The organism is Streptomyces sp. MZ04 (assembly GCF_004684775.1).
GTDB lineage: Bacteria > Actinomycetota > Actinomycetes > Streptomycetales > Streptomycetaceae > Streptomyces.
Genome location: NZ_SRIC01000003.1, coordinates 12,360 through 30,700, shown reverse-complemented (window position 1 = coordinate 30,700; position 18,341 = coordinate 12,360). Strand labels below are relative to the sequence as shown.

General features: G+C 72.0%; 15 protein-coding genes. 5 read left to right on the top strand and 10 right to left on the bottom strand.

The features are described 5' to 3' along the window. The first annotated feature begins 3 nt into the window (after nucleotides 1-3). Nucleotides 4-2,073 carry an iron ABC transporter permease gene (locus E2651_RS01460; protein WP_135329096.1) on the top strand — a complete coding sequence of 690 codons (2,070 nt, stop codon included), beginning with the start codon at nucleotides 4-6 and terminating at the stop codon, nucleotides 2,071-2,073. A gap of 35 nt (nucleotides 2,074-2,108) precedes the next feature. On the opposite strand, the gene E2651_RS01455 is transcribed toward E2651_RS01460, so the two are convergent. The 5 genes from E2651_RS01455 to E2651_RS01435 all read right to left on the bottom strand — a co-directional run bounded on the left by E2651_RS01455 (nucleotide 2,109) and on the right by E2651_RS01435 (nucleotide 6,242). Continuing rightward, entirely contained in the window at nucleotides 2,109-3,146 is a 1,038-nt protein-coding gene (locus tag E2651_RS01455; RefSeq protein WP_135329095.1) for an endonuclease/exonuclease/phosphatase family protein, read from the bottom strand. A gap of 72 nt (nucleotides 3,147-3,218) precedes the next feature. Next, entirely contained in the window at nucleotides 3,219-3,614 is a 396-nt protein-coding gene (locus tag E2651_RS01450) for an ACT domain-containing protein (RefSeq protein WP_135329094.1), read from the bottom strand. 52 nt (nucleotides 3,615-3,666) lie between these two features. Next, a complete protein-coding gene (locus tag E2651_RS01445) occupies nucleotides 3,667-4,779 on the bottom strand; it encodes a M20 family metallopeptidase (RefSeq protein ID WP_135329158.1) in 1,113 nt (370 codons plus the stop codon). Nucleotides 4,780-4,821: 42 nt separating this feature from the next. Further along, nucleotides 4,822-5,874, bottom strand: coding sequence for a DUF6745 domain-containing protein (locus tag E2651_RS01440; RefSeq protein ID WP_135329093.1), 1,053 nt, complete (start codon nucleotides 5,872-5,874; stop codon nucleotides 4,822-4,824). Nucleotides 5,875-5,942: 68 nt separating this feature from the next. Then, on the bottom strand, nucleotides 5,943-6,242 hold the full coding sequence (locus E2651_RS01435) for a hypothetical protein (RefSeq protein WP_245238491.1): 300 nt from the start codon (nucleotides 6,240-6,242) through the stop codon (nucleotides 5,943-5,945). Between E2651_RS01435 and E2651_RS01430 the strand changes: the two genes are divergently transcribed. Together E2651_RS01430 and E2651_RS01425 are read left to right on the top strand one after the other, a co-directional pair. Continuing rightward, complete coding sequence (locus E2651_RS01430) at nucleotides 6,208-7,521, top strand: STM4012 family radical SAM protein (protein WP_135329091.1); 1,314 nt, start codon at nucleotides 6,208-6,210, stop codon at nucleotides 7,519-7,521. The two genes, E2651_RS01435 and E2651_RS01430, sit on opposite strands and share 35 nt — an antisense overlap. A gap of 11 nt (nucleotides 7,522-7,532) precedes the next feature. After that, a complete protein-coding gene (locus E2651_RS01425; RefSeq protein WP_135329090.1) occupies nucleotides 7,533-8,387 on the top strand; it encodes an STM4011 family radical SAM protein in 855 nt (284 codons plus the stop codon). Between the two features lie 9 nt (nucleotides 8,388-8,396). On the opposite strand, the gene E2651_RS01420 is transcribed toward E2651_RS01425, so the two are convergent. Beyond that, nucleotides 8,397-9,071, bottom strand: a complete 675-nt coding sequence (locus E2651_RS01420; RefSeq protein WP_135329089.1) for a class I SAM-dependent methyltransferase — start codon at nucleotides 9,069-9,071, stop codon at nucleotides 8,397-8,399. A gap of 181 nt (nucleotides 9,072-9,252) precedes the next feature. Between E2651_RS01420 and E2651_RS01415 the strand changes: the two genes are divergently transcribed. Then, the gene (locus E2651_RS01415; protein WP_135329088.1) at nucleotides 9,253-9,846 is read left to right on the top strand and encodes a dihydrofolate reductase family protein; all 594 of its coding nucleotides are present in this window, start codon (nucleotides 9,253-9,255) and stop codon (nucleotides 9,844-9,846) included. On the opposite strand, the gene E2651_RS01410 is transcribed toward E2651_RS01415, so the two are convergent. After that, nucleotides 9,839-11,359, bottom strand: a complete 1,521-nt coding sequence (locus E2651_RS01410; RefSeq protein ID WP_245238490.1) for an FAD-linked oxidase C-terminal domain-containing protein — start codon at nucleotides 11,357-11,359, stop codon at nucleotides 9,839-9,841. The genes E2651_RS01415 and E2651_RS01410 overlap by 8 nt on opposite strands. A 3-nt stretch (nucleotides 11,360-11,362) precedes the next feature. Between E2651_RS01410 and E2651_RS01405 the strand changes: the two genes are divergently transcribed. Then, the gene (locus E2651_RS01405; protein WP_245238489.1) at nucleotides 11,363-12,250 is read left to right on the top strand and encodes an SLC13 family permease; all 888 of its coding nucleotides are present in this window, start codon (nucleotides 11,363-11,365) and stop codon (nucleotides 12,248-12,250) included. 48 nt (nucleotides 12,251-12,298) lie between these two features. On the opposite strand, the gene E2651_RS01400 is transcribed toward E2651_RS01405, so the two are convergent. The 3 genes from E2651_RS01400 to E2651_RS01390 are packed head-to-tail and all read right to left on the bottom strand — an operon-like array spanning nucleotide 12,299 to nucleotide 18,253. After that, nucleotides 12,299-15,163 carry an NHLP bacteriocin export ABC transporter permease/ATPase subunit gene (locus tag E2651_RS01400; RefSeq protein ID WP_135329086.1) on the bottom strand — a complete coding sequence of 955 codons (2,865 nt, stop codon included), beginning with the start codon at nucleotides 15,161-15,163 and terminating at the stop codon, nucleotides 12,299-12,301. 1 nt (nucleotide 15,164) lies between these two features. After that, a complete protein-coding gene (locus tag E2651_RS01395; protein ID WP_135329085.1) occupies nucleotides 15,165-17,450 on the bottom strand; it encodes an NHLP family bacteriocin export ABC transporter peptidase/permease/ATPase subunit in 2,286 nt (761 codons plus the stop codon). Beyond that, nucleotides 17,447-18,253, bottom strand: coding sequence for an HlyD family efflux transporter periplasmic adaptor subunit (locus tag E2651_RS01390; RefSeq protein WP_135329084.1), 807 nt, complete (start codon nucleotides 18,251-18,253; stop codon nucleotides 17,447-17,449). The genes E2651_RS01395 and E2651_RS01390 overlap by 4 nt, the downstream gene beginning before the upstream one ends. Between the last annotated feature and the right edge of the window lie 88 nt (nucleotides 18,254-18,341).

Here is an 18,341-nt window from a genome sequence, read left to right as displayed (position 1 = left end):
GCCATGGCCGTCACCGCACCGAACACCGCGACCCGCGCGTCGACGGCGTCCAGGACGGGCGCGGCCGCGGTGACGGCCGGACTGCTGCTCCTGGTCGCCGTCCTCGCCGTCGTCGACATCACGCAGGGCACGGCCGACGTCGGCGTGCACGAGACGGTCAAGGCGCTCACCGGCCGGGCCGACGCGGGCGGCTCCTCGGTCGTCATCGCCTCGCGCCTGCCCCGGATGGCCGCCGGTCTGCTCGTCGGCGTCTGCCTGGGCATGGCGGGCGCGGCGCTGCAGGCCGTCAGCCGCAACGTACTCGCCGCGCCGGACACCCTCGCCGTGAACGCCGGTTCCTACCTGGGGCTCGGGCTGCTCGCCGTCACCGGTACGTCGCTGCCGCTCCTCGCCTCCTCCGGCGTCGCGTTCGTCGGCGGACTCGCGGCCGCGGCGGCCGTCCTCGGCCTCTCCGGGCTCGGTACCGGCACGGTGCGCCTCGTCCTCGCCGGAAGCGCCCTCGCCCTCGGCCTCAACTCCATCACCGAGGGGCTGCTCCTGCTGTTCCCCGAGGAGACGGACGGCCTCTACCAGTGGAATCAGGGCAGCATCGGGCAGAACGGCTTCAGCGGCGTACTGCAGATGGCCCCCATCGCCGTGACCGGCCTCGTCGGACTGCTGCTGCTCGCCCGCCGCGTCGACGCCCTGGCCCTGGGCGACGACGCCGCCCGCGGGCTCGGCGTCCCGGTCCGCTTCACCCGCGTCACGGTGGTGGTGCTCGCCGCGCTGCTCTCCGCCGCGGCGGTGACGCTCGCCGGGCCGATCGGGTTCGTGGGACTCTGCGCCCCGGCGCTGGTGCGGCCGCTCGGCCGCAGGTTCAAGGGCTTCGTACGGGCGCGCGGGACCATACCGGTCGCCGGGCTTGTCGGCGCCGCCCTCGTCCTCGGTTCGGACGTGCTCCTGCGGGCCCTCATCACCGCCCAGACCGCGGTCTCGGTGCCCACGGGAGTCGTCACCAGCCTGGTGGGGGCCGTGTTCCTCATGGTGATGGCCGTGCGGGTACGGGACACCGGCGCCGTCGGCGCAACGGAGCGGCAGCGCATCCCGAGCCGGGCCGCGTTCCAGGTCACCCTGGTCGTGCTGATCGCCGTACTCGTCGGCCTGACCATCGCCGCCGTGCTCCTCGGCGACGCCAAGCTGCTGCTCGGGGACGTCGTCAACTGGGCCCAGGGAAGGGCGGGTCAGACCGTCACCTTCGTGCTCGACACAAGGGTGCCGCGGGTGCTCGCCGCGCTGTCCGCGGGCGCGGCGCTCGCCCTGTCGGGGACGCTCGTACAGGCGGTGACCCGCAATCCGCTGGCGGAGCCCGGCATTCTCGGTGTGTCGGGCGGGGCCGCCCTCGGCGCCGTACTGCTCGTCACCACCGTGCCGCTCGCCGGGTCGTGGGGCATCGCGGGAGCGGCGTTCACCGGCGCCCTGCTCGCCGCCGCCCTCGTCTTCGGCCTGGCCGCCAGGGGCGGATTCCAGCAGAACCGTCTCGTCCTCGTCGGCGTGGCCGTGTCCACCGGGACGACGGCACTCATCAGCCTGCTCATCGTCCTCACCGACCCGTTCAACGCGACCAAGGCGCTCACCTGGCTGTCGGGTTCGACCTACGGGCGGAGCCTGACGGACACCGCGCCGCTCGCCGTCGTGCTCGCCGTCGGTGTGGCCGTGGCGTTCGCGCGGCGCACGGAGCTCGACCTCGTCTCCCTCGACGACGACACGCCCCGGCTCCTCGGGCTGCCGCTCGCCCGTGGACGCCTTGGTTTCCTTCTGCTGAGCGTGCTCCTGAGCGCTACCGCCGTCGCCGCCGCGGGCACCATCGGCTTCGTCGGGCTCGTGGCACCGCACGCGGCACGTGCGCTCGTGGGGCGCCGGCATGTACGGGTGCTTCCGGTGGCCATGCTCCTCGGGGCGGCCCTCGTCTGCCTCGCGGATCTGCTGGGGCGCACGCTGATCGCGCCCGCTCAGCTGGGCGCGGGGCTCATGACGGCCATCGTCGGGACGCCGTACTTCATGTATCTGCTCTTTCGCAGCAGGGGCGGGCGGTAGGGGCGACCGCCGGGGTCCCTGCGCCGCCCGAGGCATCAGGGGCTTCGGAGCTTGATGTCGGCGGCGATCGGCAGGTGGTCGCTTCCGGTGGCGGGCAGCGTCCGGATGTGGGTGACGGTGGCCGCACGCGTCATGACGTGGTCGATCCGCGACACGGGGAAGGCCTCGGGCCAGCTGAAGGCGAAGTCCCGCTCCACCGGCTCCATCCGCGAGGTGACCGGGTCCAACCCCCGGTCGTCCGCCGTGCTGTTGAGGTCGCCCAGCAGGATCACCCGGTCAAGGCGTTCGGCGGCGAGGGCCGCGCCCAGCAGCCCGGCGCTCTCGTCCCGCCGCCCGGAACCGAAGCCGCTCAACCCGAGGCGGACCGAGGGCAAGTGGGCGACGTACACCGCGACATCGCCCTGCGGCGCCCGCATCCTCGCCCGCATCCCGCGCTGCCAGCCCTCCCCGATCCCCTTCGGCCTGATGTCCAGCGGCCGGACGTCCGACAGCGGGTACTTCGACCACAGGCCGACCGTGCCCTCGATCGCACGGTAGGGATACGTGGGTGCCAGCACCCTCTCGTAGACCGGCAGGGCGGACGGTGTCAGCTCCTCCAGGGCGACGAGTTCCGGTTCTGCCTCGATCAGGGCAAGTGCGGTGCCCGCCGGGTCGGCGTTCACGTCGCTGACGTTGTGCTGGACGGCCGTGATGTCGTGGGCTCCGCGGTCCTCCGGGAACAGGAGCCCGCCGAACAGGCCGCCCCAGACGGCGGCGGGGAGCAGCAGCGCCAGCAGTGCGGTGGCCGAGCGGCGCAGCAGCGCCAGCAGGAAGAGCAGCGGAACGGCAAGGCCGAGCCAGGGAAGAAACGTCTCCAGCAGGCTGCCGGCACGGCCGACCGTGTTGGGCACGGCGGAAGGGAACGCCAGCAGCCCGGCGGTGAGCACGGCCAGGGCGGCGAGCACCCGGCCGCGCGTCCAGGGCGACCTGCCGGCCGCGTCCGTACCCCAACGCGGCCAGGCGGGGCGCCGCAGCCACGCCCGACTGTCTGGACGCCGTGCCTGCGACGCCGTACCGCTCTCCATCTGCTGCATGCCTGCAACGACGCACCACCCTCTGATCAGGTTCCAGATCGGCCGCGCGCGCTGATGCGGGGGAGAGGAAGTTCAGCGCATCGCCATGCCCTCGAGCAGCCGCACGGCTTCCTCCGCTCGCTCGTAGGGCACGAAGAGGTGATCGTGGTGGAAACCGGCTACGACATTGCAGCTCAGCCCCGCGCGGGCGAGCTCGCCGGCGATGGCGGCGGTGAGGCCGACGGCCTCCAGGGCCGAGTGGACGCGCAGGGTGATCCAGCCCGCGACGTAGTCGTACGGGAGCCCGGCGCCGTCCGCCTCCTCCTGCCGAAGCACCAGGGTCAGCCCCTCCTCTTCCAGGACGGTGACCACCGGGTCGACGCCCGCGGGAACCGTGCGCCCCGGGCCGAGGGTGAAGACGTAGCGTCCCGGGGCGAGTTCGGGCCGCATGCCGCTCAGCAGCTTCGCCAGGTCGGATTCTCCAGACATGTCGCCATGCTAGGCGGTGCCTTCGAACCGCTAGGCGGTGCCTTTCGAACCGCTAGGCGGTGCCGGTCGAGCCCGCAGCGCGCAGTGCGTTCACCAGGCCGGTGACGAGGTTCGCCCGCTCGGCCATGGCGTCGATCACCACGTACTCGTGGTCGGCGTGCGCGCCGCCCCCGACCGCGCCCAGGCCGTCGAGGGTGGGTACGCCAAGCGCGGCGGTGAAGTTGCCGTCGCTGCCGCCACCGACCGCCTTGCCCTCGATGCCCGGAAGCAACTGCCGTGCCAGGGCGATGAGTTCGGTCGACGCCGACTCGGGCATCGGGGGCCGGCCAACGGCTCCCTGAACCGTGATCTCCGCCTCGTCGAGGTGCGGGGCCAGCGCCGCGAAAGCGGACTCGATCCGCTCCTTCTCATCGGCCGACTCGACCCGGACGTCGACGATGACGGTCGCCTCCGCGGGCACGACGTTGTCCAGGGTTCCCGCCGACGCGACGGTCGGGGTGACGGTCGTACCGATCTCGGGTCGGCCGAGCGCCGCGATGGCCAGTACCTGATGCGCCGCCTCGACCAGGGCGTTGACCCCGGCCGCGGGCTCGAGGCCCGCGTGCGACGCCCGGCCCGTGACGGAGACCTGGAATGTGCCACAGCCCTTGCGGCCGGTCTTCAGGGCGCCGCCGTCGGCGGCGCCTTCGAAGACGAGGACCGCACCGCAGGCAAGGGCCCGTTCCTCGATGAGAGCGCGCGAGGAACGGGATCCGACCTCTTCGTCGGCGGTCACCAGAATCTCGACCCCTGACCGGTCGTCGAGCGCCGCCAGACCGTGAATGGCCTGCACCAGACCGCCGAGCATGTCGAACACCCCGGGCCCTGTGGCCTGCCCGCCCTCGACCTTGAACGGACGGCGCGCGAGGGTGCCGAGCGGAAACACCGTGTCGTGGTGACCGAGGATCAGCACGTGCGGATCGCCGCCGCCCGACCAGTGGACGTGCGGCCCGGCCTCGCTCTCGACGAGGACGGCCTGCCCGCCGAGGCGGTTCTCGATGACGGCGGCGACAGCTTTGGCCGAGGCGGTCAAGGCATCCCGATCGCGCGACGGAGACTCGATCTCGACGAGCGTCCTGAGGTCTTCGATCATCGCGTCGGTATTCACATCGGCGCTCTTGTGCATCGTCACGTCTCAAGGGTACGCACGTCCCCCTGACCCTTCTGGTCAGGTCTGCCGGACCGGGTCGTACACGTCCGCGTGCAGGCCGAACGTCCAGGCCACGCCCTCCTTCGCCGTACGCGTCGTGGGCGGGACGCGCAGCCAGTAGGTGCGGCTCGTGCCGTCCGGTTCCGGCGTGGAGTTGATCACCTCGACCATCACGACGTCCTCGTCTCCGGCCAGTTGGATGCGCCACAGCACGCCCGTCTCGTCGCGGTGCACGGGCACCGCGCCCGACTCGGCCAGGTAGCGGTCGTAGCCGTAGTGCTCCAGCATCACGCGGCGCAGTTCCGCGTTCTCCTCGGCGCGCATGCGCTCGGGGGTCAGCGCGGACAGTCCGTCCAGGAACTCGCCCGGCACCGGCATGCCGCGCCAGGCGTGCAGGGCGAAGCCGTCGGGGAAGGCGAGCGCGGGGCCGTCGGCGCGGTCCAGGCGGCCTGCCTCGTCACGGTGCAGTTCCGTGGGGCGCTCGCAGACGATCGCCTCGCGTTCGAAGGGCCACCACCAGCCCGCCGCGCGGGCCACGGCCGCGAGTCCGTCCAGTGGACTGCCCTCGGCGGTGTCGAAGGCGCACAGCCAGGCCGCCTCGTGCTGGCCGAGGACGGCGTCGAGGAGGACGAGGCGGATGGGCACTTCGTCCTTGCCGCCACCGTCCGCCAGGTCGCCCGCCAGTTCGTCCACCACGCCGGTGCGGATCCGGGAGGTGAGCGCCTGGGTGGTGTCCCAGAGGCGAGCGCCGGTCGCGTTCCAGCGTTCGCCCCAGCCGGCCGGGCCCAACTGCCCGTGCAGGCGCTCGCGTTCGGCCGCCCACGGGTGGCTGCGGATCGCGTCGCGCACGCTGCGGCCCAGGGTGTCCCGCTCCGCCGTCACCAACCGCACGGCCTCGCGGGGTGAAGCGGCCCAGCGGATGCGCTCCGGTTCGGGGAGTCCGGCCCTGCGGTAGGCCAGGCGCACCCCGGCCTCCGCCGCCGGGCGGTCAGCGGGGCCGGTGGCTGCCGCAACCTGCCGCCAGTCCCTCACATCCGGCTGCCGCAGGGGTGTCCGCTCCACGGTCGTCATGTCGTTCGTCTCCTCCATGTCGTGCCTGCCCGTCCCCGACTCCTGGCCGCCCTGCGGCGGCGTGGGGTTCAGTCGGCCACCAGGCGTACGGAGCCCGGTACGTACTCGCGCTGGCGCACCACTCGGTACCAGCCCTTCGGCAGCGGGATCGCCGCATGCTCCTCGTGGACGACGCGCCCGCCGTCGGGCAGGTGGAGCAGCAGCGGGCCGAACGGTCCGGGTTCGCTGAGGAGTTGCCCCGGTCCCACCACCGCGTGCGCGTGTCCCGTCACTTCGCCGAGGGCGAGCACGAGCCGGCCGCGCGCGTCCCGCGGCTCCCGCGGCGCTTCCGCGATGTGCGGCGGCAGCGCCGGCTCCGCGACGGGCACGGCCCTGTGGGAGGGAGAGCCCAAGGACGCGCTCTCCCTCTATCTGCACATACCGTTCTGCGAGGTCCGCTGCGGCTTCTGTAATCTGTTCACCCGCATCGGCGCCCCCGGCGAACTGACCACCCGCTACCTGGACGCCCTGGACCGGCAGGCGACAGCCGTGCGGGACGCCCTCGATGCGCAGGGCGGGGCGGCGCCCGTGCGGTTCGCCAACGCGGCGTTCGGCGGCGGCACCCCCACCTATCTCGAGGCGGCCGAGCTGGAGCGGCTGTGCGACATCGCGGAACGGCGCATGGGTGCCGATCTGCGCGCGATACCGCTGTCCGTCGAGGCGTCCCCGGCGACCGCGACCGCCGACCGGCTCGCGGTTCTGGCCGAGCGGGGTGCGACCCGGCTCAGTCTGGGCGTGCAGAGCTTCATCGACGCCGAGGCCCGGGCGGCCGTGCGGCCCCAGCACCGCGCGGACGTCGAGGCGGCGCTCGGGCGGATCCGCGACGCCCGCATCCCGGTGCTCAACATCGACCTCATCTACGGAATAGATGGCCAGACCGAGGACAGTTGGCGCACCTCCCTGGACGCCGCTCTCGCCTGGCGGCCCGAGGAGCTCTACCTCTACCCGCTGTACGTACGGCCGTTGACGGGTCTGGGCAGGCACGGGGCGGCGCAACGCCCGGCGCTCGACACGGCACTCGACGCGGCGCTCGCCGACCGGGAGTGGGACGAGCAGCGGCTGCGGCTCTACCGACAGGGCCGCGACCACCTCGTCGCCGAGGGCTATGTCCAGGTGTCGATGCGGATGTTCCGCCGCGCGGACGCGCCCCCGCAGGGTGCGGACGACTACGCGTGCCAGACCGACGGCATGATCGGTCTTGGCTGCGGCGCCCGTTCGTACACCTCGACGCTGCACTACTCCTTCGACTACGCGGTCGACCTGCGCGAGATCCGCACGATCATCGACGACTACACCGCGACCGAGGACTTCACGCGCGCCGTGCACGGCCGTCGGGTCGACGGGGCGGAGGCCCGCCGCCGCCATCTGCTCCAGTCGCTGCTGCAGGCCGCCGGCATGCCACTGGCGGAGTACCGCAAGCGGTTCGGCACCGACCCGGGCGAGGACTTCCCCGCCGAGCTCGCCGGTTTCGCCGACCGCGGCTGGCTGGAGCGGGACGCCGATGTGCTGCGTCTGACCCCGGAGGGCCTGGCGCACTCCGACGCGATCGGCCCCGAGCTGTTCTCCCCCGAGGTGCGCGCCGCGATGGCCGCGTACGAACTGAAGTGAGCGGGGCGAACATGGACCTCACGATCCTGTACCGCGGCCCGCTGGCGTCGTGCGACTACGACTGCCCGTACTGCCCTTTCGCCAAGCGCCGCGACAGCCCCGGCCAGTTGCGGGCCGACCGGGCAGCCCTCGAGCGGTTCGCGGGGTGGGCCGGGCAGCAGACCGAGGACCGCCTCTCCGTCCTCTTCACCCCGTGGGGCGAGGGTTTGGTCCGCTCCTGGTACAGGCGCACTTTGGTCGACCTCTCCCACCAGCCGCACATCGACCGGGTCGCCATCCAGACCAATCTCAGCTGCCGTACGGACTGGCTGGCCGAGGCCGATCTGGACACGGTCGCGCTGTGGTGCACGTACCACCCGGGGCAGACGCCGTACGACCGCTTCCTCGGCAAGACGCGTCAACTCGCCGAGCGGGGCGTGCGGTTCAGCGTCGGCGTCGTCGGCATGGCCGAGCATCTCGACGACGCACGGCGGCTGCGCGCCGCGCTGCCCGGCGAGGTCTATCTGTGGGTGAACGCGGCGGAGGGCCACACCTACACCGACGCCGAGGCCGAGCGGTGGACGGCCATCGACCCCCTGTTCCCCTACAGCCGCCACCCGCACCGCTCGGCCGGTCTGCCCTGCCGTACGGGCGAGTCGGTCATCTCGGTCGACGGCGAAGGCACGGTCCGCCGCTGCCACTTCGTCCGCAGCGAGCTGGGCAATCTCTACGACGGTTCCTACCGCCGCGCCCTGGAGCCGCGCACCTGCCCGCTCGCCGTGTGCGACTGCCACATCGGCTACGTCCATCTGGAGACGCTGCCGCTGTACGACGTCTTCGCGGGCGGGGTTTTGGAGCGCATCCCGGCGGCCGGGGCCCCTGCCTGACCCGGCGTGTCAGCGCGGCACGGTCTGGGTGACGCGCCACAAGCGCCGCGGCAGCTCGCCTTCCTCGAAGGCATGGACCTCGGCCGGCGTCCAGCCGTCGGCGAGCTCGTCGACGAGGCCGCGGTCGAAGAAGTGCACGGCGAAGCCGCCGTGTTCGTAGATGTCGTCGCCGTGTGCGATCCCGGCGCCGTGGTGGGCGTCGCCGGTGTGCCGCACGGTGTAGACGAAGGTGCCGCCGGGCCGCAGCAAGCGGCGGACCTCTCCGACCGCCGTCTGGATCTCCTTGGTCGACAGGGCCATGCACAGCAGCATGTGCGCGAAGACGCCGTCGCCGGAGGCGTCGGGCAGCGGCAGCGGATCGCGCACGTCGTGCACGGCGGTGGTCACCCGCTGGTCGACGCCCTGGTCGCGGGCGGCGGTCCGCAGTTGCTCCAGGCCTGCGGGGCTGAAGTCGGTGGCCTGGACGGCGAAGCCCTCGCGGGCGAAGTACAGGGCGTCGCGGCCGTGCCCGGCGCCCAGCTCCAGCACATCGCGTGCCCCGGCCGCCCGGAACACCTCGGCGGCGTGCACCGCGGGGGCGGAGGGCCGCTCGCCGTACATGCCGGGGTGCGCGGTGTAGGTGTCCTGCCAGTGGGCCCGCTGCGCCTGCGCGAGGTCCCGCTCATCGTCCGCATCGTCTGCCACGCCGTCGGCCCTTTCCCTGGTGCTGAGACGAGCGTAGGCCCAGCGCGGCGCAGGTCAGGCCCAGCCGACCGTGATCCCGCCGACGGGGCGTACGCCGGGTACCGTGCCGGGTCAGTCGATCTTTGACGTGCCCGTCGGCCGACCGGCCGGCGGGCTGACCCGCCGCTCCACAGGAGGCCCCATGCGCAAGCTCGTGTACTTCATAGCCGTCACCCTTGACGGATTCATCGCCGGGCCCGACGGCGCCGACCCCACGGGCCCCGCCGGCTTCTGGCCGATCCCCGCCGACTACGTGCAGCACCTGGCCGCGGAGTATCCGGAGACGCTGCCCGCCCCGGCCAGGGCAGCGCTGTCCATCACGGCAGCGGGCACCCACTTCGACACTGTCGTCGAGGGACGCAAGACGTACGAGATCGGCTTGGACGCAGGCACCACCAACGCCTACCCGCACCTGCGCCACCTGCTGTTCTCCACCACGCTGACCGAGAGCCCCGACCCGACCGTGGAGCTGGTCACCGGCGACGCGGTGGCGAAAGTACGGGAGCTGAAGCAGGAAGAGGGCAAGGACATCTGGCTGATCGGCGGCGGCGAACTGGCGGGAGCCCTGTACGGCGAGATCGACCAACTGATCGTCAAGCTGGCCCCGTTGACGACCGGCGCCGGCATTCCCCTGTTCGGCCGCACGGCCGCTTTCGACCCGCACGTCTGGAACCTCACGGACCACACCATCCTGGACGGCGGGACCGCGTTCCTCACCTACACCCGCACTAGCTGACTGTTGTAGCCGCCTCCCGCAGCAGCTGGACCGGATGCCAGGCGTTGCGCTCCGTGCCGTGGAAGATCTGTTGGCGGCAGGAGACGCCGGTGGCCACCACCACCGTGTCCGCGGATTCCTCCGCGATCGCGGGGAAGAGACGGTCCTCCCCGACCGTCATCGACACGTCGTAGTGCTCGGATTCGAAGCCGAAGGATCCCGCCATTCCGCAGCACCCGGCGTCCAGTTCGGTCACCGTCACGCCCGGGATGCGGTTGAGCAGGGCCATGGTCGCGGCGGTGCCGACCTCGGCCTTCTGGTGGCAGTGGCCGTGGTAGAGGAGTTTGCGGCCCGCCGGCCAGGAGTCGTCGCGCAGGGCCATCAGGCAGGACGGCTCGCATCCCACGACCGGCGAGCCGGGGTCGGTCGTGTCGGCGAGGGTGTGGGCCAGGTGGCGTGCTTTGTTCTTGGCGTCGTCCACCAGGCCCTTGGAGAGGCTTGACCTGCCGCAGCAGCCGCTGCTCTCCAACCGCACCTGCCAACCGGCCCGTTCGAGGAGTTCGATCGCCGCGCGGCCGATGTCCGGCTCCGTGAAGGTGGTGAAGGAGTCGGCGAGATAGGTGACGGTGCCCTGGGTGACGGGGTGCGCGGCGGGTGTGCGGCGGCGGAACCAGCGCAGCAGGTTGTGGCGTACGAAGACCGGCAGCGGCCGTGCCGGGGCGATGCCGGCCACGCGGTCCATGAGGCGGCGCACCGGTGCGATGCGCCCCGGCAGATTGGACAGCGGCGCGGTCGCCGAGCCCAGGCGGTTGAGCGTACGGATCGCTCCGAAGAGGCGGGAGCGCAGCGATACTCCGTGCGCGTCGTGGTAGTGCGAGAGGGTCTCGCTCTTGAGGGTGGCCATGTCGACGCCGAGCGGGCATTGGCTCTTGCACGCCTTGCACATCAGGCACAGGTCGAGGATCCCGTGGAGGCGCTCGTCGCCGAGAGCGGCCCGAGGGTCGGGCTCGGAGAGAGCCTTGACCAGGGCGCCCGCCCGGCCGCGGGTGGAGTCCTCCTCCTTGCGGGTGGCCATGTACGAAGGGCACATGGCGCCGCTGCCGCTCTTGCGGCACAGGCCGATGTTCATGCACCGGTCGGCCGCCGCGCGCATGCCGCCCCCGCCGACGACCTCGAAGGAGAGCCGGGTGCGCAGGGGTTCGGCGGGTGGCAGGGCCGCGTCGCGCAGGCTCTGGGTCATCGGCGGCGCGTCCACGATCTTTCCGGGGTTGAGTACGCCGTGCGGGTCGAAGAGCCGCTTGACCCGGCGCATCGCCTCGTACAACTGGTCGCCGAAGATCTCCCGGTTGAACTCGCTGCGCGCCAGGCCGTCGCCGTGCTCGCTGGAGTTCACACCGCCGTATTCGGCGACCAGGTCCTTGATCTCCTCCGCGACGGCGCGCATCCGGCCCACGTCGGCCGGGTCGGCGAGGTCGAGGTAGGGGCGGATGTGCAGACAGCCGACCGAGCAGTGGCCGTAGAAGCCGGCGCTCATGCCGTGCCGGTCGAGGACGTCCTTGAACCGGCGGGTCTAGTCGGCGAGATGGACGGGAGGTTCAACGTCGGCCTGTGCGTCGTCGTCTGCTTCGTCTTCGGCGGACGGCAGTTGCTGGGGCAATGTGCACCGACCCACACCGGCGGTACCGGGAGCGCGGGCCCCGCACCGGGGGGCGAACAGGACGACGGACCGCCCGGCGGTCAACTGGTCGAGGCGGGCGGCACGTCCGGGCCGGCCTTGGCCATCGCCAAGAACACCGCGACCGCGACCGCGGACACACCACCCGTCCGCCTCGACGGCCCCCGCACCCTGACCCTGCTCGGTCTCCTCAGCCTGGTCGGCGGAGCGCTCTTCTTCGACCTCGACGTGGGCCTTATGGCGCTCAGCATCACCGTCGTGCTCTCCCTCGTCTCCCCCAAGTCGGCCAAGGGCGCGGTCGAACGGTGCGCGTGGTCCACCGTGCTGCTGGTCTGCGGCATCGTCACCTACGTGAGCCAGATGGAGCGCATGGGCACCATCGACTACCTCGGCAAGGAGGTCGCCTCCATCCAGGCGCCCCTCGTAGGCGCCCTGTTGATCTGCCTCATCGGAGCGGTGGTCTCCGCCTTCGCGTCGACCACCGGCATGCTCGGGGCGCTGATCCCCCTGGCGGTGCCCTTCCTGCTCGACGGCCAGGTGGGCGCGGTGGGGCTCATCACCGCCCTTGCCATCTCCGCGTCCGTGGTGGACGCCTCGCCGTTCTCCACCAGCGGGGCGCTGGTGACCGCCAACACCCCGGAAGAACAGCGCGACTTCGTCTTCCGGCGCCTCACGGCCTGGGGGCTTGGCATCGCCGTGGTCGCGCCGCTGGTGACCTGGGGCCTGTTCGTCGTCCCCGGATCCCTCTGATCGCCTTCCTCGGAATTCTCTGACGGATTCGGCATCCCCCTGACAGGCTCAGCTCATCTGGCGCCGCACCAGCTCGTGCAGCCGACCACCCGTGTCCGCCAACAGCTGTGCGGGCGGGCCCTGTTGGACGACGCGCCCCTCCGACATGACGATCACCCGGTCGGCGTCCAGGACGGTGGACAGACGGTGGGCGATCACGACGCGGGTGGCGTTCAGGGCGCGGGTGCTGTCGATGACCGTGCGCTGGGTCTCGTTGTCCAGGGCGCTGGTCGCCTCGTCGAAGAAGAGGACGCGGGGGCGGCGGATCAGCGCCTGGGCGATCATCAGGCGCTGGCGCTGGCCGCCGGAGACCGCTCCCCCGCCGGAGATCATCGTGTGCAGGCCCATCGGCATGCGCTTGATGTCCTCGGCGAGGCCCGCCATCGCCGCGGCCTCCCAGGCCTCTTCCTGGGTGAACGTCTCGGCGCCGCAGATGCAGTCCAGGATGGAGCCGGTGAGCGGCTGCGCGTTCTGCAGCACGACCCCGCACTGGCGGCGTACGGCGGCCTGGTCGAGGGCGGACAGGTCCTGGCCGTCGTACAGGACGCTGCCCGCGACCGGCTTGTCGAAGCCGATGAGCAGGCGAAGGAGGGTCGACTTGCCGCAGCCGCTCGGGCCGACGATCGCCACGAACTCGCCGGGGCGGATGGCCAGGGACACATCGTCCAGGACCAGCGGGCCGTCGTCGGTGTAGCGGAAGGAGACGGCGCGGGCCTCGATCTCCCCCTGGAGTTCGCCGGGCTGCGTGCTCGCGCCGCGCACCTCGGGCGCCTCGTCGAGCACCGGCTTGATCTGCTCGAACATCGGCAGGACCGCGGCCGCCGAGATCAGCGCCCCGGTGAGCTGGGTGACCGACGTCAGGAGCATCGTCACGGCGGTGCTGAAGGTGAGGAACTCCCCCGCGGTGAGGCTGCCGCGCGCCGGGCCCGCGAGGAGCACGAACATGATCAGCGTACAGAGCGGCAGATAGACCGCGTTGAGGACCGTCGTGAGGTTCTTGATGCGGCCCGCGCGCTGCTGGAGCTCGCGGCTGCGCGCGAACTCCCCCGCCCATGCCGCGTACGCGAAGCTCTCCGCGCCGGCGACGCGGAGCTTGGGCAGTCCGCGCAGGGTCTGGAAGGCCTGGTTGTTGAGCTTGTTGCCGAGCTCGACCAGGCGGCGCTGCCAGCGCAGTTCCCACAGGCCGAGGGCGAGGAACACCCCGGCGATGACGACCAGCATGCCCAGCGCGGCCAGGGCGAGGGGCACGCTGTAGGCGAGCAGCAGGACGAGGTTCATCGCGCCGACCGTGCCCGCCTGCAGGGCCACCGGGCCGATGCCCGAAAGCACCCGGCGGATGGTGCTGACGCCCATCGCCGCGCTGGCCAGTTCACCGGTGGAGCGGGAGGCGAAGAAGCGGGTGGGCAGCCGCAACAGACGGTCCCAGACGGCCGGTTGGAGCGCGCTCTCCATGCGGCCCTCCATCCGCAGGATGGTGAGGTTCTGCAGCAGCATGAAGGCCGCGGAGACGATGCTGGTGATCATGACGGCCAGGGAGACCTGGACGATGAGGCTCTTCTCGGCGTTCGGCACGTACACGCCGAGCACCTGTCCCGTCGCGATCGGCACGAGGGCCCCGATGAGGACCGTCACCAGACCGGCGATCGTGAGATTGCGTACGTCGCCGCCATTGCCGCGCAGGCTGAAGCGGAAAAGACCCCAGGGGGTCAACGCCCGGTCCGGCAGCGGCCGGTAGAACATGACGGCCTGCGGCTCGAACTCCTCCACGTTGTCCTCGTCGACGCGCGTGCGCCGCCCGGAGGAAGGGTGCACCGACTCGTAGCCTCCGCGCCGCCACAGCAGCGCGACCGGCGTGCCGCTCGCGGCGCGGTGCCCCACCAGGGGTCCCGCGTTCTCGCGCCACCAGCGCCCGTCGAGCCGGACGGCGCGGGTGCGGATCCGCGAGGCCACCGCGACCTGCTCCACCGGGTCGATCCGGTCGCTGACCGCACCGCTCTCCGCCGGGGCGGCGAGCTTGATGCCGGCCGCGTCGGCGACAAGACGGCAGGCCGCGTACGTCATGTCGTCGCCGCCCTGCGAGGCGGGGCGGCCCGAACCGGCCCTGCCCGAGCGGCCGATGGAGGCGATCAGGGTCCGGTCGGCCTGCTCGCGGACCGTCTCGCCCGCCTTGATGCCGGCGGCCGTGCGGTCCTCGTGGGCGCGCTCCAGGCGTTCGATCCAGCGGTCGAGCGTGGAGAGCAGCCGGTACTGCTGGTTGACCATGCGCTGCCAGACGGCGGGGTCGACGAGCAGATCGCCGGCGGCCTCCGTGCTGTAGGCGGCGCCGTACTGCACGCTGCCCGGCGCGACCGGCATCCAGAGGATGTCGTCGTCGGTCACCACGTCGTCGCCCATGATGCGTCCGTCGAGGGGCGCTTCGAACAGCACCCGGTGACCGCGTCCGATGCCGAGCGCGAAGGCGTGCTCGAGCAGGCTCAGGGCCTGGTCCTGGGTGTCGTACTGACTGGGGTACTGCTGCTCGTACGCCCAGGTGTCGCCGAAGTCGGGGCGGTAGAGCTCGCGCAGCGGGATGCGGCGCAGCTCGCAGCCCTGGAGGGGCCGTCCGACCAGCGTGTGCTGGGGGCCTTCGACGGGGCCGAGGAGCAGGGTGCCCGGTTCGAGGCGGCCCAGGAAATGCCAGTGGCCCTGCTGTGCGGCGTCGACGGCGAACAGGTCGAGGGCCCCTGCCACGACGAGCCACAGCACCTGCGGGCCCTCCAGGTGCACGCTGCGCAGGTCCGTGCAGTCGACGGGTGTGCCGAGCGCGCCGAAGGCGGCGGCGACCGCGTCGTCCCCGTACGCATGGTGCGTGTACTGCTCCGGTACCGAGGTCACCTCAGTGCTCCTTGACCAGGTCGGCGTAGGGACCGCCCGCGGCGACCAGGTGCTCGTGGCGGCCGCGCTCGACGACCGAACCGTGGTCGAGGACGACGATCTCGTCGCTGTCGCGCACGGTGCTCAGGCGGTGGGCGATGACGACGCAGGCGCAGCCGCGGCGGCGCAGATTGTCGATGATGACCTGCTCGGTCTCCGCGTCCAGGGCGCTGGTCACCTCGTCGAGCACGAGGATGCTGGGGCGGCGCACCAGCGCGCGGGCGATCTCCAGGCGCTGGCGCTGGCCGCCGGAGAAGTTGCGGCCGTCCTGCTCGACGCGGCCGTGGATGCCGCCGGGCCTGCGGGCGACGATCTCGTACAGGCAGGCGTCCTTGAGCGCGGCGACGACGGCGTCGTCGGGGATGGAGGGGTCCCACAGGGCGACGTTGTCGCGGATGGTGCCCTCGAAGAGGAAGACGTCCTGGTCGACGAAGGAGACGGAGGCGGCGAGCGCACCGCGCGGGATGTCCTCCAGGCGCTGTCCGTCGATGCGGATCGTGCCTTCCCACGGGCTGTAGAGGCCCGATATGAGCCGGGAGACGGTCGACTTGCCACTGCCCGAGCCGCCCACGAGCGCGACTTGCTGGCCGGGTCCGACCGTCAGGGAGAAGCCGGTCAGGAGCGGCTTGTCCAGGGGGCTGTAGCCGAAGGTGATGTCCTCGAGGGTGACGTGGCCCTTGAGGCGGCGGGTGCTCGCGGCCGGTTCGGGGCGGGAGTAGAGCGTGTCGACGGGGAAGTTCTCCACGTCCTTGAGGCGGGCGACGTCGGCGGCGAAGTCCTGGATGCGCCCGGCGACGCCGTTGAGGCGGGTGATGGGCGCGGTGAAGCGGGTCACCAGTGCCTGGAAGGCGACGAGCAGGCCGATGGAGAGATGCCCCTCGACCGCGCGCAGGCCGCCGATCCAGAGGATCAGCGCGCTGTTGAGGGTCGCGAGGGTAGGTGCGACGATTCCGAGCCAGGCGCTGGGCACGCCGAGGCGCTGCTGCTCCTCCAGGGTGGTGGCGTGCTGTCCTGCCCATCGCCGGAAGTAGCCGTTCTCGCCGCCGGTGGCCTTCATCGTCTCGATCAACTGCAGGCCGGTGTACGAGGTGTTGGTGAGCTTGGCGCTGTCGGCGCGCAGCTTCTGGGTGCCGGTGGCCCGCAGCCGGATGACGACGCGCATCGCGACGATGTTCAGCAGGGCGATGCCCACGCCGACGAGGGTGAGCTGGGGATCGTACGTCCACAGCAGGGTCGCGTAGAGGAGGACGACGATGCCGTCGACGCCTGCGGCCGTGAGGTCGCGGGCCAGGGTCTCGGCGACCGCGTCGTTGGACGCGAGGCGTTGCACCAGGTCGGCGGGGCTGCGCTGGGCGTAGAACGTGACGGGCAGGCGCAGCAGATGGCGCAGGAAGCGGGCGCTGCTGAGGGTGGAGGAGATGATGCGGCCGCGCAGCAGGTTCGCCTGTTGCAGCCAGGTGAGGACCACGGTCAGCGCGACCATCGCGCCCATGGACGCGAACAGCGCGCCGAGCAGGGATGTCTGATCGCCGATCAGGAACAGATCGATGTACGTCCGGCTGAGCGCGGGCAGCGCCGCGCCGACCGCCACCAGGAGCAGACTGGCCAGGAGCGCGGCGAGCATGGTGCCTGTGGTGCCGCGAAGGCGGGCCGGGAGCGCCCGCATGATGCCGGGCCTGCGCCCGCCGGGGCGGAAGTCGTCGCCGGGTTCGAGGACGAGGACGACGCCGGTGAAGCTGGTGTCGAAGTCCTCCGACGGCACGAAACGGCGGCCCTTGTCGGGGTCGTTGATGTGCACGCCGCGGCGGCCGAGGCGGCGCCCCATGCCGTCGTGGACGACGTAGTGGTTGAACTCCCAGAAGAGGATCGCGGGCGCCTTGACCTCGGCGAGCGCGGCGGGCTCCATCTGCATGCCCTTGGCGGTGAGGCCGTAACTGCGCGCCGCCTTGAGGAGGTTGCTGGCCCGCGAGCCGTCGCGGGAGACGCCGCAGGCGATGCGCAGCTCCTCCAGCGGGACATGCTTTCCGTAATGGGCCAGGACCATGGCGAGCGCGGCGGCGCCGCATTCCACGGCTTCCATCTGCAGGACGGTGGGCGTGCGCACCGTCTTCTGCCGCTTGCCCTTGGACGCGGGGCGTTGCGCCGCGCGGCGGCGGCCGCGCTGCGGGGGCTCGGGACGGTGCCTGCGGCGGCCGCCGGGGGGCGGCAGTTGCTGCTGGTGTGCCGGGGAGGGGTGCGGTGCGGTCACGGAAGCAGCCAATCGATCGGGCGCTGCTCGGCGAGGTGGAAGGCGCCGGTGGCCAGGGTCATGGAGTCGAGTGCGAAGGGCGGGCCGCCCGCCGACGACCAGGCGTAGCCGGACTTGGTGGCGGAAGAGCGGTCGAGCCGCACGAGGACCGCGACGGGCGGCCCTTCCTTGGTGAACTGGCCGGCCAGTTCCTTGTCGCCGAGGAATCCGGTGATCTTCTGCGCGCTCTGCGCCGACCGCCCGATCGCCTTCACATGCCCGCGCAGCACGCCGTACTCCTGTGTGGGCACGGACTGGACGGTGAGGTCCACCTTCGCGCCGACGGGGACGGTGGCCGCGCTCTCTGCGGGTACGTAGACCATGGCGAGGAGCGGGTCGTCGCTGCCGTCCACGCGCTCCACGGTCGCGACGTCGGCGCCCGTGGTGACGACGGTGCCGATCCGGGCGACGAGCGCGGTGACGCGGCCCGCCGCGATGGCGCGGACCACCTTGTCGCCTTGTTCCGTACGGACCTTGAGCACCGGAGCGCCCGCGGCGAGCCGTTCGCCGTCTTCGACAAGGACACTGGTCACCTGCCCGGTGACGGGGCTCTGGAGGACGTAACTGCCCTGGCCGTGCGTGAGGATGCCGGGTGCCCGCAGCGTCGAGGAGACCGAACCGGTCACGGCCCAGACACCGGCCGCGGCCATCACGACGAGGGTGATGGCGAGGACGAGCAGGCCCTGGGGGCGGGCGTAGCGCACCGGCAGGTCGAGTTCCTCGGGCGACTGCAGCTTGGACAGGGCCTGTTGGCGGAACTGCACGGAACGATTCCTCTACCTTGCCTGGGGCGTCCGTGAGCCCCGGAACTGGGTGTTCCGGGGCTCACGAATCATGGTGTCTCAGTGAGCG

What these genes read in the sequence shown, in the direction of transcription:
- E2651_RS01455 (WP_135329095.1), bottom strand. Translation starts at nt 3,146, where the DNA reads ATGCAGCAGATGGAGAGCGGTACGGCGTCGCAGGCACGGCGTCCAGAC.
- E2651_RS01445 (WP_135329158.1), bottom strand. Translation starts at nt 4,779, where the DNA reads ATGCACAAGAGCGCCGATGTGAATACCGACGCGATGATCGAAGACCTC.
- E2651_RS01410 (WP_245238490.1), bottom strand. Translation starts at nt 11,359, where the DNA reads ATGAGCGCCGGCTTCTACGGCCACTGCTCGGTCGGCTGTCTGCACATC.
- E2651_RS01440 (WP_135329093.1), bottom strand. Translation starts at nt 5,874, where the DNA reads ATGACGACCGTGGAGCGGACACCCCTGCGGCAGCCGGATGTGAGGGAC.
- E2651_RS01425 (WP_135329090.1), top strand. Translation starts at nt 7,533, where the DNA reads ATGGACCTCACGATCCTGTACCGCGGCCCGCTGGCGTCGTGCGACTAC.
- E2651_RS01415 (WP_135329088.1), top strand. Translation starts at nt 9,253, where the DNA reads ATGCGCAAGCTCGTGTACTTCATAGCCGTCACCCTTGACGGATTCATC.
- E2651_RS01460 (WP_135329096.1), top strand. Translation starts at nt 4, where the DNA reads ATGGCCGTCACCGCACCGAACACCGCGACCCGCGCGTCGACGGCGTCC.
- E2651_RS01450 (WP_135329094.1), bottom strand. Translation starts at nt 3,614, where the DNA reads ATGTCTGGAGAATCCGACCTGGCGAAGCTGCTGAGCGGCATGCGGCCC.
- E2651_RS01430 (WP_135329091.1), top strand. Translation starts at nt 6,208, where the DNA reads ATGTGCGGCGGCAGCGCCGGCTCCGCGACGGGCACGGCCCTGTGGGAG.